At 76.8% G+C, this 13,971-nt stretch carries 14 protein-coding genes; 7 read left to right on the top strand and 7 right to left on the bottom strand.

The annotated features are described in order from the left end of the window. Positions 1-104: 104 nt before the first annotated feature. The gene (locus DMP17_RS33780) at positions 105-1,157 is read left to right on the top strand and encodes a 2,3-butanediol dehydrogenase (RefSeq protein WP_226357347.1); all 1,053 of its coding nucleotides are present in this window, start codon (positions 105-107) and stop codon (positions 1,155-1,157) included. On the opposite strand, the gene DMP17_RS33775 is transcribed toward DMP17_RS33780, so the two are convergent. After that, positions 1,040-2,038, bottom strand: coding sequence for a spermidine synthase (locus DMP17_RS33775; RefSeq protein WP_337831655.1), 999 nt, complete (start codon positions 2,036-2,038; stop codon positions 1,040-1,042). The genes DMP17_RS33780 and DMP17_RS33775 overlap by 118 nt on opposite strands. 87 nt (positions 2,039-2,125) lie before the next feature. On the opposite strand from DMP17_RS33775, the gene DMP17_RS33770 reads away from it, so the two are divergent. The 5 genes from DMP17_RS33770 to DMP17_RS33750 are packed head-to-tail and all read left to right on the top strand — an operon-like array spanning position 2,126 to position 6,652. Beyond that, complete coding sequence (locus DMP17_RS33770; protein ID WP_337831654.1) at positions 2,126-2,761, top strand: prepilin peptidase; 636 nt, start codon at positions 2,126-2,128, stop codon at positions 2,759-2,761. A gap of 13 nt (positions 2,762-2,774) precedes the next feature. After that, a complete protein-coding gene (gene aroC / locus DMP17_RS33765) occupies positions 2,775-3,977 on the top strand; it encodes a chorismate synthase (RefSeq protein ID WP_337831653.1) in 1,203 nt (400 codons plus the stop codon). Next, positions 3,974-4,660, top strand: coding sequence for a shikimate kinase (locus DMP17_RS33760; protein ID WP_337831652.1), 687 nt, complete (start codon positions 3,974-3,976; stop codon positions 4,658-4,660). Before aroC ends, DMP17_RS33760 begins: the two co-directional genes overlap by 4 nt. Beyond that, positions 4,657-5,766 (top strand): 3-dehydroquinate synthase, encoded by a 1,110-nt coding sequence (gene aroB / locus DMP17_RS33755; protein WP_226357344.1) that lies wholly within the window; start codon positions 4,657-4,659, stop codon positions 5,764-5,766. Before DMP17_RS33760 ends, aroB begins: the two co-directional genes overlap by 4 nt. Position 5,767: 1 nt before the next feature. Then, positions 5,768-6,652, top strand: coding sequence for a YihY/virulence factor BrkB family protein (locus DMP17_RS33750; RefSeq protein WP_337831651.1), 885 nt, complete (start codon positions 5,768-5,770; stop codon positions 6,650-6,652). On the opposite strand, the gene DMP17_RS33745 is transcribed toward DMP17_RS33750, so the two are convergent. Both DMP17_RS33745 and DMP17_RS33740 read right to left on the bottom strand, forming a co-directional pair. Further along, on the bottom strand, positions 6,608-7,123 hold the full coding sequence (locus DMP17_RS33745; RefSeq protein ID WP_337831650.1) for a hypothetical protein: 516 nt from the start codon (positions 7,121-7,123) through the stop codon (positions 6,608-6,610). The two genes, DMP17_RS33750 and DMP17_RS33745, sit on opposite strands and share 45 nt — an antisense overlap. A 24-nt stretch (positions 7,124-7,147) precedes the next feature. Further along, complete coding sequence (locus DMP17_RS33740) at positions 7,148-7,864, bottom strand: MBL fold metallo-hydrolase (protein ID WP_337831649.1); 717 nt, start codon at positions 7,862-7,864, stop codon at positions 7,148-7,150. Positions 7,865-7,894: 30 nt separating this feature from the next. On the opposite strand from DMP17_RS33740, the gene DMP17_RS33735 reads away from it, so the two are divergent. Continuing rightward, complete coding sequence (locus DMP17_RS33735; protein ID WP_337831648.1) at positions 7,895-8,974, top strand: M24 family metallopeptidase; 1,080 nt, start codon at positions 7,895-7,897, stop codon at positions 8,972-8,974. On the opposite strand, the gene DMP17_RS33730 is transcribed toward DMP17_RS33735, so the two are convergent. The 4 genes from DMP17_RS33730 to DMP17_RS33715 are packed head-to-tail and all read right to left on the bottom strand — an operon-like array spanning position 8,961 to position 13,882. Then, positions 8,961-10,163: an ABC transporter permease gene (locus tag DMP17_RS33730; RefSeq protein WP_337831647.1), complete on the bottom strand. Its 1,203-nt coding sequence runs from the start codon at positions 10,161-10,163 to the stop codon at positions 8,961-8,963. The genes DMP17_RS33735 and DMP17_RS33730 overlap by 14 nt on opposite strands. Continuing rightward, positions 10,160-11,098 (bottom strand): ABC transporter ATP-binding protein, encoded by a 939-nt coding sequence (locus DMP17_RS33725; RefSeq protein ID WP_226357339.1) that lies wholly within the window; start codon positions 11,096-11,098, stop codon positions 10,160-10,162. The genes DMP17_RS33730 and DMP17_RS33725 overlap by 4 nt, the downstream gene beginning before the upstream one ends. Before the next feature lie 29 nt (positions 11,099-11,127). After that, positions 11,128-13,230, bottom strand: a complete 2,103-nt coding sequence (locus DMP17_RS33720; protein ID WP_337831646.1) for a histidine kinase — start codon at positions 13,228-13,230, stop codon at positions 11,128-11,130. Further along, positions 13,217-13,882 carry a response regulator gene (locus DMP17_RS33715; RefSeq protein WP_073574688.1) on the bottom strand — a complete coding sequence of 222 codons (666 nt, stop codon included), beginning with the start codon at positions 13,880-13,882 and terminating at the stop codon, positions 13,217-13,219. Before DMP17_RS33715 ends, DMP17_RS33720 begins: the two co-directional genes overlap by 14 nt. Between the last annotated feature and the right edge of the window lie 89 nt (positions 13,883-13,971).

Below are 13,971 nucleotides of genomic sequence, written 5' to 3'. Positions count from 1 at the left end.
CCCATCACCGGGCGCGCATGCAACCTGGGCCCAACCCGTGACGGCGCTCACCCCCCGCCGGTAGACCGGGACCTGACAGCGACGTCAGGCGAGAGGAGCCAGCGATGCGTGCGGTCGTCTACCGGGGACCCGGGGACCTCGACATCACCGACGTGCCCGAGGGCGAGGTGGGTCCCGGCGAGGTCCGGCTCAAGGTCGGGTTCAACGGCATCTGCGGCTCGGACCTGCACGAGTACTACGCGGGCCCGATCTTCATCCCGAACGGGGAGAAGCACCCGCTCACCGGCCGCGAGCTGCCGCTGACCCTCGGCCACGAGTTCTCCGGGACCGTCGTCGAGATCGGGTCCGGGGTCGAGGGCGTCACCGAGGGCGACCGGGTCGCGGTGATGCCGCTCTACACCTGCGGGACCTGCTCACGCTGTTCCGAGGGCCGCTACAACGTGTGCGCGCAGATCGGCTTCCACGGGCTGATGGCCGACGGCGGCATGGCCGAGACGACCGTCGTCCCGGCGCACATGCTGCACCCGCTGCCGGAGAACGTGTCGCTGGAGATGGGCGCGCTCGTCGAGCCCATGGCCGTGGCCTACCACGCGGCGAAGCTCGGCGGGGTGAACCCGGGCGACACCGCGCTGGTGTTCGGCGCCGGGCCGATCGGGATCGGCCTGTGGTTCGCCCTGCGCGGCATGGGCGTGGAGAACGTCCGCGTCGTCGAGCCGTCGGCGACCCGGCGCGGCGCGATCGAGCGGCTCGGCGCGCACACCCTCGACCCGACCGCCCAGGACGTGCCGGCGATCGTGGCGGAGACGACGAACGGCCGCGGCGCCGACGCCTGCTACGACGCCGCGGGCGTGGCCCCGGCCGTCGCGACCGCGCTGGACTCGCTGGGGGCGGGCCGCCCGATGGTCAGCGTCGCGATCTACGAGACGCCGCTGGTGACCCCGCTGCTCAACCTGGTCCTCGGCGAGTCCCGCATCCAGGGCTCGCTCTGCTACACCCACGAGGACTACCGGGCGGTGATCGAGCTGATGGCGAACGGCCACTACGACACCACCGGCTGGATGGAGAAGATCGCCATGCGTGATGTCGTCGAGGAGGGCTTCGAGGCGCTGCACGCGGGCCGGAAGATGAAGGTCCTGGTCGACCCGTCCCTGGCCTGAGCGGGGGTCACTGCCCCCCAGAAGCCCTCCGGCGGCCGGGGCGAGGGTGCGGCGCACGCGTCGGTGACGACGCCCGCGCCGCGCCCGAGGGCGCGGGTGTCGGCGTCGTCGAGCACCCGGGCCGGGAACGGGTCCCCGGCCGCCCGGCGGGTCACCCCGGGCACCGGCAGCTCCCGGTCCGACGCGGCCAGCACGAGGTTGCCGAACCGGCGCCCGTGCAGCACGTCCGGGGCGGCGACGAGCGCGAGCTCGGCGAACGCCGCCCCGGCCGTCGCGATCTGGCCGGGCAGGAACGGCCAGGGGGCGCCGTCGCCGAGGTTCGCCACGTGCATCCCGGTCGGCGCGAGCACCCGGCGGACGGCGGTGAGGAACTCCGCCGTCGTGACCTGGGCCGGGGTGCGGGCCCCGGCGAACACGTCGACGACCACGACGTCGAACGAGGCCGGTGCGAACCGGCCCAGGGTGGCGCGCGCCTCCCCGGTGACCACGGCCAGCCCGTCGGCGACCCCCGGGCCCGGCAGCCGGTGCGCGACCAGGGCGGCCAGCTCGCCGTCGAGCTCGACGACGGTCTGGGCCGACCCGGGGCGGGTCGCGGCGACGTAGCGGGCCAGCGTCCACGCCCCGCCGCCCAGGTGCAGCACCCGCAGCGGCACGGCGGGCGGCGCGGCGAGGTCGACGAGGTGGGCGATCCGCCGGACGTACTCGAACTCGAGGTGCTCGGGGTCGTCGAGGTCGACGTGGGACTGGGCGGTCCCGTCGAGCAGCAGCGTCCACGACGACGGCCGCGCCGCGTCCTGCACCAGCTCGGCGACACCGTGGTCGACCTCGGCGCGGACCACCGCCCCGGCCCGGCGGTCACCCTGCGGCGCACTGGAACCCATTCCGGTCATCCTGCCCGCGCCCGGCGGGTTGTCCACAGGCGGGCAACCCGTCGGTCCGGACGGCGTCGCGGCCCCCAGGATCGGGGTATGAGCCTCGTCGTCCCCGCCGCCGCCCTGGGTCTCGTCGCCGGGGCGGGCACCCGGTGGCTGCTGGTCCGGCTGCCGCGCGGGGCGCCGGTCCCGGTGGGGTGGTGCGAGGCGGGGCTCGCGGCGTGCTGGACGGCGGTCGCGCTGGCGGTGCAGGCCGGGCGGCTCGACCCGCGGTGGGCGGCGCTGCTCGCGGCGCTGACCTGGCTGGCCGTCGCCGGGTCGGCGACCGACCTGCTGGTCCGGCGGCTCCCGAACGCGCTGACGGTGCCCGCACTCGGGCTGGTGCTGGTCGCGCTCGTCCCGGCCGGGAGCGGCGCCGTGCAGCGCGGCCTGGCCGGGGCGGTCCTGCTCGGCGGCGCCTACCTGGTGGTGCACCTGGTCTCGCCGCACGCGATGGGCGGCGGCGACGTGAAGCTGGCCGCCCCGGTGGGGGCCGCGGCCGCCGGTGCGGGGTGGGCGCTGCTCCCGGTGGTCGCGGTGGGCGCCGCGGTCGCCTCGGTGGCGGTGGCGCTCGTCGCGGTCCTGGCCGGCCGGGCCGGATGGGGGAGCAGGCTCCCGCACGGGCCGGTGCTGCTCGGGGTGGCGCTCGCCGTCGTCGCGGTGGCCGTACCAGGGCCCCGGATCCCCGGGTGAGAGGATGGTCGCCGTGCTGCGATGGATCACCGCCGGGGAGTCCCACGGTCCGGCCCTGGTGGGCGTGCTGGAGGGCATGGTCGCCGGGGTCTCGGTCACCACCAAGGAGCTGCAGGCCGAGCTGGCCCGCCGCAAGCTCGGCTACGGCCGCAGCCCGCGGATGGCGTTCGAGGCCGACGAGCTGGAGGTCATCGGCGGCCTGCGGCACGGCGTCACCCAGGGCGGGCCGGTCGCGGTCCGCATCGCCAACACCGAGTGGCCCAAGTGGGAGACGGTGATGGCCGCCGACCCGGTGGACCCGGAGCTGATCGCGAACCGGGCCCGCAACGCGCCGCTGACCCGGCCCCGTCCCGGCCACGCCGACCTCGCCGGCATGACCAAGTACGGCTTCGACGAGGCCCGCCCGGTCCTGGAGCGGGCCAGCGCCCGCGAGACCGCCGCCCGCGTCGTGCTCGGCACCGTGGCCAAGGCATTCCTGCAGCAGGCCCTCGGCGTGTCGATCGTGTCCCACGTCGTGGGCATCGGCGCCGTCGACGCCCCGGACGACGAGCCGCTGCCCGGCCCCGCCGACCTCGACCGCATCGACGCCAACCCGGTGCGCGCCTTCACCGACGCCACCGGTGCCGCGATGGCCGCCGAGATCGACGCCGCGCACGACGCCGGCGACACCCTCGGCGGGGTCATCGAGGTCATCGCCTACGGGATGCCGGTCGGCGTCGGCACCTACGTGCAGGCCGACCGCCGGCTCGACGCCCGGCTCGCCGCCGCGCTGATGGGCATCCAGGCGATGAAGGGCGTCGAGATCGGCGACGGCTTCCGCACCGCACACCGCCGCGGCTCCGTCGCCCACGACGAGATGGTCCCCGCCGGCTCGCCCGGGCAGGGCCCGGCGGGCACCGTCCCGGTCACCCGGCTCACCAACCGGGCCGGCGGCATCGAGGGCGGCATGACCAACGGCGAGCCGGTCCGGGTCCGGGTCGCGATGAAGCCCATCTCCACCGTCCCGCGGGCGCTGCGCACCATCGACACCACCACCGGCGAGGAGGCCACCGCCATCCACCAGCGCTCGGACGCCTGCGCCGTGCCGCGTGCCGGGGTCGTCGTCGAGACGATGGTGGCGCTGGTGCTGGCCCAGGCCGCGCTGGAGAAGTTCGGCGGCGACTCGCTCGACGAGACCCGCCGCAACCTCGCCTCCTATCTGGCGGGGCAGCGGTGACCGCGCCGGCCCCCACCCCGGCCCCCGACGCCGAGGGCCGCCCCTGGGTGGTGCTCGTCGGCCCGCCCGGGTCCGGCAAGAGCACGGTCGGCTCGCTGCTCGCACAGCGGCTCGGCCTGACCTTCGCCGACACCGACGCCGCGATCGTCGCGCGCATCGGCAAGCCGATCGCGGAGATGTTCGTGCAGGAGGGCGAGGCCGCGTTCCGCGCGCTGGAGCGCGAGGTCGTCGCCGAGCAGCTGCGCGCCGGGCACGGCGTCCTCGCCCTCGGTGGCGGCTCGGTGCTGGCCGCCGAGACCCGCGCGCTGCTCGCCGGGCACCGCGTCGTCGCCCTGGAGGTGGACCTCGCCGACGGGATGCGCCGCACCGGGATGTCCACCGCGCGCCCGCTGCTGGCCGGGGTGAACCCGCGCGCGACGTTCCGGGCGCTGCTCGCCGAGCGGGCCCCGCTCTACGCCGAGGTCGCCACCGTGGCCGTCACGACGGTGCGCCGCAGCCCCAACCAGGTCGTCGCCGCCGTGCTGGCCGGGCTCGGGCACGGCCCGTCCGCGCTGCCCGAGGCGTCCCCGGACGCCGCCGACCCGTTCGACCGGCCCACCCCGCGCCAGGACTCGACGTTGCCGGTGCCCGGCTTCGGCTCGCCGCAGGACGGCACCGGCACCGAGCGGGCGGAGGCCCGATGAACGACACGTCCGGCACCACCGAGCCCGACGGCTCGGTCCGCATCGACGTCCGCACCGAGGCGCCCTACCCGGTGTTCGTCGGCGCCGGGGTGGCCGCGCGGCTGGCCGAGGTCGTCGCCGGCACCGGCGCCGGCCGGGTCCTCGTGCTGCACCCGCCGACGCTCGCCGACCGCGCCGGCGCCGCCCGCGCCGAGCTGGCGGCCGCCGGGCTGGCCGCGGCCACCCACGAGGTGCCCGACGCCGAGGACGGCAAGTCCCTGGCCTCGCTGGCCGACTGCTGGGACGCCTGCGCCCGGGCCGGACTGACCCGGGCCGACGTCGTCGTCGGGTTCGGCGGGGGAGCGGTCACCGACCTCGCCGGGTTCGTCGCCGCCACGTGGATGCGCGGGGTGCGGGTCGTGCACGTCCCGACCACGCTGCTCGCCATGGTCGACGCCGCCGTCGGCGGGAAGACCGGCATCAACACCGCCGCCGGGAAGAACCTGGTGGGCGCCTTCCACGAGCCGTCCGCGGTGCTCGTCGACCTCGACACGCTGCGCACGCTGCCACGTCCCGAGCTCGTCGCCGGGTCCGCGGAGGTGTGGAAGGCCGGGTTCATCGCCGACCCGGTCATCCTCGACCGCGTCCGCGCCGACCCGGCCGCCGCGCTGGACCCGGCCGGGCCGGTGCTGGCCGAGCTGGTGCGCCGCGCGATCCGGGTGAAGGCCGACGTCGTCGGGGCGGACCTGCGCGAGTCGCACCTGCGGGAGATCCTCAACTACGGCCACACCCTCGGCCACGCCGTGGAGCGCCGCGAGCGCTACCGGTGGCGGCACGGCAACGCCGTCGCCGTCGGCCTGGTGTTCGCCGCCGAGCTGGCCCGCGCCGCGGGGCGGCTCGACGACGCCACCGCCGACCTGCACCGCGAGGTGCTGGAGCTGGTCGGGCTGCCGACGCGCTACGAGCCCGGCGTGCTCGACGAGCTGACCGAGACCATGCGCGGGGACAAGAAGTCCCGGGCCGGGACGCTGCGGTTCGTCGTCCTCGACGGGCTCGCGGAGCCCGGCCGTCTGGAGGGCCCGGACGCAGGCCTGCTCGCGACCGCGTACGCGGCGATCAGCGGCTGAGGTGGCGGTCCGGGCGGGGGTCGCGCACGCCCGCCGGGCCGCCGACCGCTACCGCCACCAGCGCGGCAACCACCTGTCCGCCGCGGTCGCGTTCTACACCGTGATCGCGGCGGTGCCGCTGCTGCTCGTCCTGTTCTTCGCCCTCGGGCTGCTCGTGTTCTGGCGCACCACCTCCCGCGACGACCTGGTCCTCGCCGTCGAGGCGGCGTTCCCGGCCGGGCTGACCGACGCCGTCGCCCCCGCCGTCGAGGCCGCCGCCGACCGCAGCGGGTCGCTCGTCGGGATCGGCGCGCTCGGGGTGCTGTGGGCCGGGTCGACGTGGACGTCGTACCTGCGGGAGGCGCTGTCGGCGCAGTTCCGGCTGCCCGCCGAGCGGATCGTCTCGCCGCGCCGGGTCCTGTGGGACCTGGGCGCGCTGGCCGTGCTCGGCGCCGCCGTCCTCGCCTCGGTGGTGGTGACGTTCGCCGTGACCGGGCTGGCCGGGTTCACCCTGGAGCTGGTCGGCGTCCGCGACGCGCTCGGCGGCCGGGTCGCGCTGCGGGTGCTCGGCGCCGTCGTGGTGCTGGTCCTGGACTGGGCCGTGTTCTGCTTCGTGCTGGCCCGGCTGCCGCGCCGGCCGGTCCCGCTGCGCCGGGTCGTGCGCCCCGCCGCCGTCGGCGCGGTCGCGCTGGAGCTGCTCAAGCTCGGGGTCGCGCTGGTCGTCGGCGTCGTGTCCGACACCGCGGGCGGTGCCGTGTTCGGCACCGTGCTCGCGACACTGTTCTTCCTGTTCCTGCTGTCGCGGCTGCTGGTGTTCTCCGCGGCGTGGATCGCGACCGACGGGACCGACCCCGCACCCCGGTCAGAGACCGACGTCGTCGAGGACCCGGCGCAGCGGGTCCGGTAGCGCCCGCAGATCCAGCTCGGCGGCGAACAGCGCGCCGTAGCGGACCTTGCGCCCGGAGCGCGCCGAGAGGAACCGGCGCAGGTTCTCGTCGGCGCCGCGGCCGCGGCGGCCGGGCTGACGGGCCAGGGCGTGCAGCGCGGCGAGCTCACCGCAGGCGTCGAGGACGGCGTGCACCCGCGCGGTGCCGAGCGCGCGCAGCAGCTCGTCCTCCAGGTCGGCGTCGCACACCCGGACCGGCACCGCCGCCCCGGCGACCCGGCGGCAGTACGCCGCGGCGCCGGCGTCGCACAGCACGGCGACCCGGTCCGGGGCGGCCGGGGCGAGGGCCGCCAGCGCGGTGCCCAGGTTGGTGTAGCCGTGCAGGACGACGATCGCCACGTCGCCGGGCGGGGTGCCGCGGCGCCGCGCGAGGGTCTCGAGCACCGCGGCGTCGCTGGCCCCCTCGACGAGCACCACCGCGGCCGGGGTCACGACCCGGCCGTCACGATCCGGCCGTCATGACCCGAACGCGGCCACGAACTGCTCGGCCGAGGTCGCCCGGTAGACGGTGTTTGTGGCCCGCACGTCGTCGAGCGGGGCGTTCGACGCCGGCGAGTACCGGTGCCCCGGGTAGACCGTCGGGTTGCCCTTCAGCGCAGCCAGCTGCTGCAGCGAGTGGTACATCTGCGCGGTGTCGCCGCCCGGGAAGTCGGTGCGCCCGCAGCCCTGCAGGAACAGCGTGTCCCCGGCGACGAGCCGGTCGCCGTCCGGGCCGGGCACCAGGAAGCACTGGCTGCCCGGGGTGTGGCCGGGGGTGTGCAGCAGCCGGATCGCGACGTTCCCCACCGCGACGACGTCGTCGTGGTCGTGCGGGGTCAGGTCGGTCGCCGACAGCCCGGTCACCCGCGTCACGTAGTCGGCCTCGGCGCGCTGCACGTGGATCGGCACCGGGTGCGACCCGATCAGCTGCGCGACGCCGACGAGGTCGAAGCCCATCATCGTGCCGCCGACGTGGTCGGGGTGGTGGTGCGTGGCCAGCACCCCGGTCAGGCGCATGCCGTCGGCGTCGAGGGTCGCGAGCAGCTCGTCGGGGGAGTAGGCCGGGTCGACGACGACGGCCTCGCGGGTCTCGTCGTCGCCGATCAGGTACGAGAAGTTGACCATCTGGGTGGCCACCGGGTCACCCACGGCGTAGTCCTGGCCCGACAGCAGCTGGCGGAAGTAGAGACCCATGGCCGCGACCCTAGACATAGGGTTCGGGCCATGTCCCACCCCGCCCGGCGCGACACCCTGCGCGCCCTGCTCCCCGCCGCCGGACTGGACGCGCTGCTGGTCACCGACCTGCTCGACGTCCGGCACCTCACCGGATTCACCGGCTCCAACGCCGCCGCGGTGATCGCCGCCGACCCGGGCGACGACCTGCTCTGCACCGACGGGCGCTACCGCGTCCAGGCCGCGGAGCAGTGCCCCGACCTGGAGGTCCTCGTCGAACGGCCGAGTGCGCCGGCCGCCGCGGCCCGGGTCCCCGCCGGGCTGACCCTCGGCTACGACTCGGCGACGCTGACCGTCGACGGGCTGGCCGCGGTCCGCGACGCCGTCCCCGGCCGCAGGCTGCGCCGCGCCCCCGGGCTGGCCGGGCGGCTGCGCGCGGTCAAGGACGCCGGCGAGGTCGAGCGGATCGCCGCGGCCTGCGCGCTGGCCGACACCGCGCTGCGCGCCCTGCTCGACGACGGCGGCCTGCGCCCGGGCCGCACCGAGGCCGACGTCGCGCTCGACCTCGACGACCGGATGCGCCGCCTGGGCGCCGACGGCCCCGCCTTCGACACCATCCTCGCCGCGGGCCCGCACTCCGCGGTGCCGCACCACCGCCCCACCGGGACCGAGCTGCGCCGCGGCGACCTCGTCAAGATCGACTTCGGGGCGGCGCTGGACGGCTACCACTCCGACACCACGCGCACGTTCTGCCTGGGCCCGGCCGCGGACTGGCAGCGTGAGCTGCACGCCCTGGTCGACGCCGCCGCCGCGGCCGGGCGGGCCGCGCTCGTCGACGGGGCGTCGGTGACCGCCGTCGACGCGGCCGCCCGGGACGTGATCACCGCCGCCGGGCACGGCGAACGGTTCCCGCACGGCCTCGGGCACGGGGTCGGGCTCGCGGTGCACGAGCCGCCGTGGCTCGGGATCACCGCCACCGGGCGGATCGACGCCGGCAACGTCGTGACCGTCGAGCCGGGCGTCTACCTCGACGGACGGGGCGGGGTGCGGATCGAGGACACCCTGCACGTCGTCGCGGGCGGCCCGGCCGTGCCGCTGACCGGGCTGCCCCGCGAGCTCATCGAGATCTGAGCGCCTCCCGCCACGGCACGGTCGCCCCGATCCGCAGCACCGACCGCTCGTAGACCCGGGCGCCCGCCTTCGCCAGCAGGACCAGCGCCACCAGCATGACCAGGGCCGACCCGGCGACGTGCCAGGCGGTCGCCGACCCTTCGGCGATCATCAGCGGCATCAGCATCGCCGGGAACGGCGGGATCCACGACAGCACGCCGAGCACCGCGGAGTCCGGCGAGCCCAGGAACCAGAACGAGACGCCGTACATCGCGAACAGCACCATCATCAGCGGCCCGGTGGTGGTGTTGACGTCCTCCTGGCGCGAGACCAGCGACCCGGCGGCGGCGTAGAGCACCGCGAAGAACGCGTAGCCGAGGACGAACCAGCCCAGCGCCGCGCCGAACACCCCGAGCGCGGTGCCGGTGATCGTCAGCAGCCCGGTGGCGAGCCCGGCGCCGATGCCGACGACGCCGTAGACCAGCAGCTGCACCAGCCCGACCGCGCCGATGCCCAGCACCTTGCCCCACAGCAGGTGCAGCGGGCGGATGGTGGACAGCAGCAGCTCCACCACGCGGCTGGACTTCTCCTCGACCACGCCCATGGCGACGGTGAGGCCGAAGCCCACGATCTGCATGAACATCACGATCAGCACGACGAACGACAGCGCGGTGCGCTGCCCGGCCTCGGGGTCGGCGGGGTCGAGCGCGTCGACGGTGAGCCCGGCGGGCGGGGTCGCGGCGGCCAGCTCGGCCGGGGTGAGGCCCACCGTCGCCAGCGCGGCCGCGGTGGCCCGGTCGGCGAGCGCGGCGTCGAGCACCGCGCGGGTCGCCGACGGCACCTCGGAGTCGACGACGGCGACCGCGCCCGCCGGGCCGTCCGCGGTCAGGGCGACGTCGAGGTCCCCGGCGGCGACGGCGTCGCGCCCGGCGGCCGCGGACGGCACCTCCCGGACCTCGACGGGCAGGCCGAGCCGCTCCCCGGCGGTCGTGACCGCCGCGGCGAGCGAGGCGTCCCCGGCCACCCCGACGGTGGGCCGGTCGTCGCCGCCGGAGCCGAACACCGCGTAGGCGACCATGCCGCCGACGATGACCAGCACCATGATCGCGTTGCTGATCCAGAAGCTGCGCTTGTGCACCTGCACCCGGAACTCGCGACGCGCGACGAGCGCGACCGCGCGGTGCGCGGGCAGGGTGGCGGACCCGGTCATGCGACGACCTCCCGGTACAGATCGGTCAGCGACGGCGTGGTGACGGTGAAGCCGCGCACCGGCCCGGTGGCGAGCGCCGCGGCGAGGACCCGCTGGTCGTCGGCGCCGTCGCCGAGCGCCAGGACGGTGCGGCCGCGGTCGTGGGCGAGCACGGTGACCCCGGGCAGGCCCTGCGCCCAGCCGGGCGCGGCGGCGGGGGCGTGGACCTCCAGCCGGGTGCCGCCACCGCGGCGCACCTCGCCGACGGTGCCGACGGTCCGCATCCGGCCGGCGACGAGGATCCCGACCCGATCGCACAGCCGCTGCACCAGGTCGAGCTGGTGGCTGGAGAACAGCACCGGCACCCCGGCGCGGGCCTTCTCCCGCAGCACCTCGCTCATCACGTCGACGGCGACCGGGTCCAGCCCGGAGAACGGCTCGTCGAGCACCAGCACCGCCGGGTCGTGCACGAGCGCGGCGGCCAGCTGCACGCGCTGCTGGTTGCCCAGGCTGAGCGCGTCGACGGTGTCACCGAGCCGGTGGTCGACGCCGAGCTGCTCGGCCCAGTGCAGCACCGCCCGGCGCGCCGCGGCCCGGTCGACGCCGTGCAGCTCGGCCAGGTAGGTGAGCTGCTCGCCGACCTTCATCTTCGGGTACAGCCCGCGCTCCTCGGGCATGTAGCCGATCGTGCGGCGCACGTCGAGGTCGACCGGGCGCCCGCCGACGCGGACCTGCCCGGAGTCCGCCGCCAGCACCCCGAGGGCGATCCGCATGGTCGTCGTCTTCCCGGCGCCGTTGGAGCCGACGAAGCCGAAGATCTCGCCCGGGCGGACGTCGAAGCTCACCCCGTCCAGGGCGACGGTGCCGCCGTAGCGCTTGGTCAGCGCGTCGATCTCGAGCGTCGCGCCGGTGCCGGTCACCGGCCCGGCCCGGAGCTGCTGCTGCTGTGCTGTCATCGGTCCCTCCCCGCTCGTGGGGGCCGACGCTACGAGCCGGGTGCCCCCTCGCGGATCGGCGCGCAGGACGAGATCGGCGACGCGGCGGGGTCGTCCTCGCGGACGAGCGGGCTGCGGGGCAGCACCGCGCGGACCGTCCACCCCGGACCGTCGCCGGGGCCGGTGTACAGGTCGCCGCCGAGCAGCGCGACCCGTTCCCGCATGCCGAGCAGGCCCAGGCCGGAGCCGGTGCCGTCGGGCCGGTGGCCGGGCACCGGGCCGTCGTCGCCGACCTCCACGACGACGGGCTCGTCGGCGCCGCCCTGGGTGACCCGCACCCGGGTGGGGGTGGGCCCGGCGTGGCGCAGGGTGTTGGTCAGGGCCTCGGTGACGATGCGCCGCGCGAACAGCTCCGCCTCACCGGGCGTCTCCGCCGGCGGGCCCTCGACCGTCACCGCGACCGGCAGACCCGCCGAGCGGGACGGCGCGACCAGCGCCTGCAGCGCGGCGGGGGACAGGTCCGCGCCGTCCGGGTCCGGACCCAGGTCGGCCAGCGCGGGCAGCGCCTCGGCGACCCGGCGGACCGAGTCGGCGATGTGCCCGAGCGCCTCGGCGCGCGCCGCCGGGTCGGCGGCGAGCCGCGCGGCCCCGGCCTGCACCGCCACCGCGGAGACGTGGTGGGCGACGACGTCGTGCAGGTCGCGGGCCACACGCAGGCGTTCGCGGGTGAGCGCGTCGCGCACGCCCGCCTCGGTGAGCGCGCGCCGCCGGGCCGCGGTGTCGAGCCGGTGGTGGCGGACCGCGACCCCGGCCGCCCACAGCGGCACCACGGCCAGGAAGTTCAGCACCACCACCGACTCCGGGTAGCCGAGCCGGTCCCACACCCCCGTCAGGACACCCCCGGCGACGACCACGAGCGTCGACACCACCACGGCCACCGCGGACGTCACGACCGGCGCCGCCGTCGCCGCGCCCCAGACCAGCAGGATCCAGGCCGACTCGGCGAACACGTTCGAGCCGTCGAGCAGCCCCGCGGCGAGCGACCCGGCCCCGGCGAGCAGCAGCGCCGGCACCGGCGCGGTCCGCCACCAGGCGACGAGTGCGAACTGCGCCACCACGACGGCCGCCGCGGCCGGGTTCCGCCAGGGCAGCGCCAGCATGCGCAGGAACCCGTCGACGACCGGCTGCCCGGTGTCCAGGCCGGCCACCGGGGCGACCAGCGCCCCCATCAGCAGTGCCGGGACCACGAACGCGACGAGCGCCCACAGCCCGGCCCGGTCGGGTAGCGGCAGCCGGCGCCGCCGCGGGGGTGCGGCGGGCACCGGCACCGCGGCGGCGACGGGCCCCGGCTCGGCGGCGGCGGGCGCGCGGAGCACGCCCAGGACCCGGCGCATCGCGGCCAGCACCGACCGGGCCCGCTCCCGCACGGCCCGCAGGTCGGCCTCGGTCGCGCCGGGGCCCAGCGCCCCGGCCTGGGCGACCAGGCCGCGCAGACCGCTGAGCACCCCGCCGCCGATCTCCTCGGCGATCCGGGACCGCTCGGCGTCCAGCGCGGTGCCGTGCCGCAGCCGGTCGGTCTCGGCCCGTTCCCGGTCGGCGCGCAGCGCGGCGGACCGGCTCCACCGCCCCGCGAGGGCGGCGATGACCAGCAGCGGCGCCACCACCACCGAGCCGCCGACGAGCATCCCCGCCTCGGTCGCCGGATCCGGCGACACCGGGACGCGCAGCAGCCCGGCCAGGCCGAGCGCACCGAGCCAGGGCAGCGTCACCCAGGCCGCCGCGCCGACCGGTCCGCGCTGCGGAGCCCGCGCGACGGAGAAGGCCAGCAGCGGCCACAGCAGCGCGGCGAACCCGCCGAGGAACGCCATCGCCGGGGCGGCGAGCACGGCCAGGACCAGGTAGGCGACCCGCGGCCGGTGGCGGCGCAGCAGTACGGTGGCGGCCATCGCCAGGCTCAGCACCGCCGCCAGCGCCACCGACAGCGGCGGGGCGAGCCGGTGGGCGTAGCCGGGGATCTCCAGGACCAGGGCGGTGACCAGCTCCTGGGCGACCAGGATCAGCGCCAGCACCGCCAGCGCGACGTCCCCGGCGCGGGTGCCGGGCAGCGGCGTGGGGGCGGCGGGACCGTCCGGGCCGGGCTCAGCCGTCGGCACCGGCCGCTCCCACCAGCCCGTGCTCGTAGGCGAACACCACCAGCTGCACCCGGTCGCGCAGCCCCAGCTTGGTGAGCAGGTTCGAGACGTGGGTCTTGACCGTCGTGCCGCCCAGCACCAGCCGGTCGGCGATCTCGGCGTTGGACAGCCCGGCGGCGACCAGCCCGAGCACCTCCCGCTCCCGCTCGGTCAGCCCGGCCGCGGGCCCGGCCGGGGCGGGCGGGTCGGCCGGGACGAACGAGCCGACGAGCCTGCGGGTGACCGACGGCGCGAACAGCTCGTGCCCGGCGTGCACGGTGCGGACCGCGACCTGGAGGTCCTCCGGCTCGACGTCCTTCAGCACGAAGCCGGACGCGCCGGCCCGCAACGCGTCGTAGACGTGGCGGTCCAGGTCGAAGGTCGTCACCACCAGCACGCGGATGCCGGGGTCGCGCAGCGCGCGGATCCGCCGGGTCCCCTCGATGCCGTCGGTGCCGGGCATCCGGACGTCCATCAGCACGACGTCCGGGCGCAGGGTCTCGGCCAGCTCGGCGGCCTCCGCGCCGTCCCCGGCCTCCCCGACGACGTCGATGTCCGGCGCCGCCGCCAGCACCGTCCGCAGCCCCGCCCGCACCACCGCCTGGTCGTCGGCCACCACCACCCGCACCGTCATGGCGCCCATCCTGGCAGGTCGCCCGCCCCTCGGGCGGGCCGGTGAACCGGGTGGCGGTACCCTGACCGACGCACGAATCCGAGATCCGA

It is taken from the genome of Pseudonocardia sp. TMWB2A, assembly GCF_017312135.1.
Note: the sequence above shows the minus strand (reverse complement) of the source record. Positions and strands in the feature narration are given on the sequence as shown.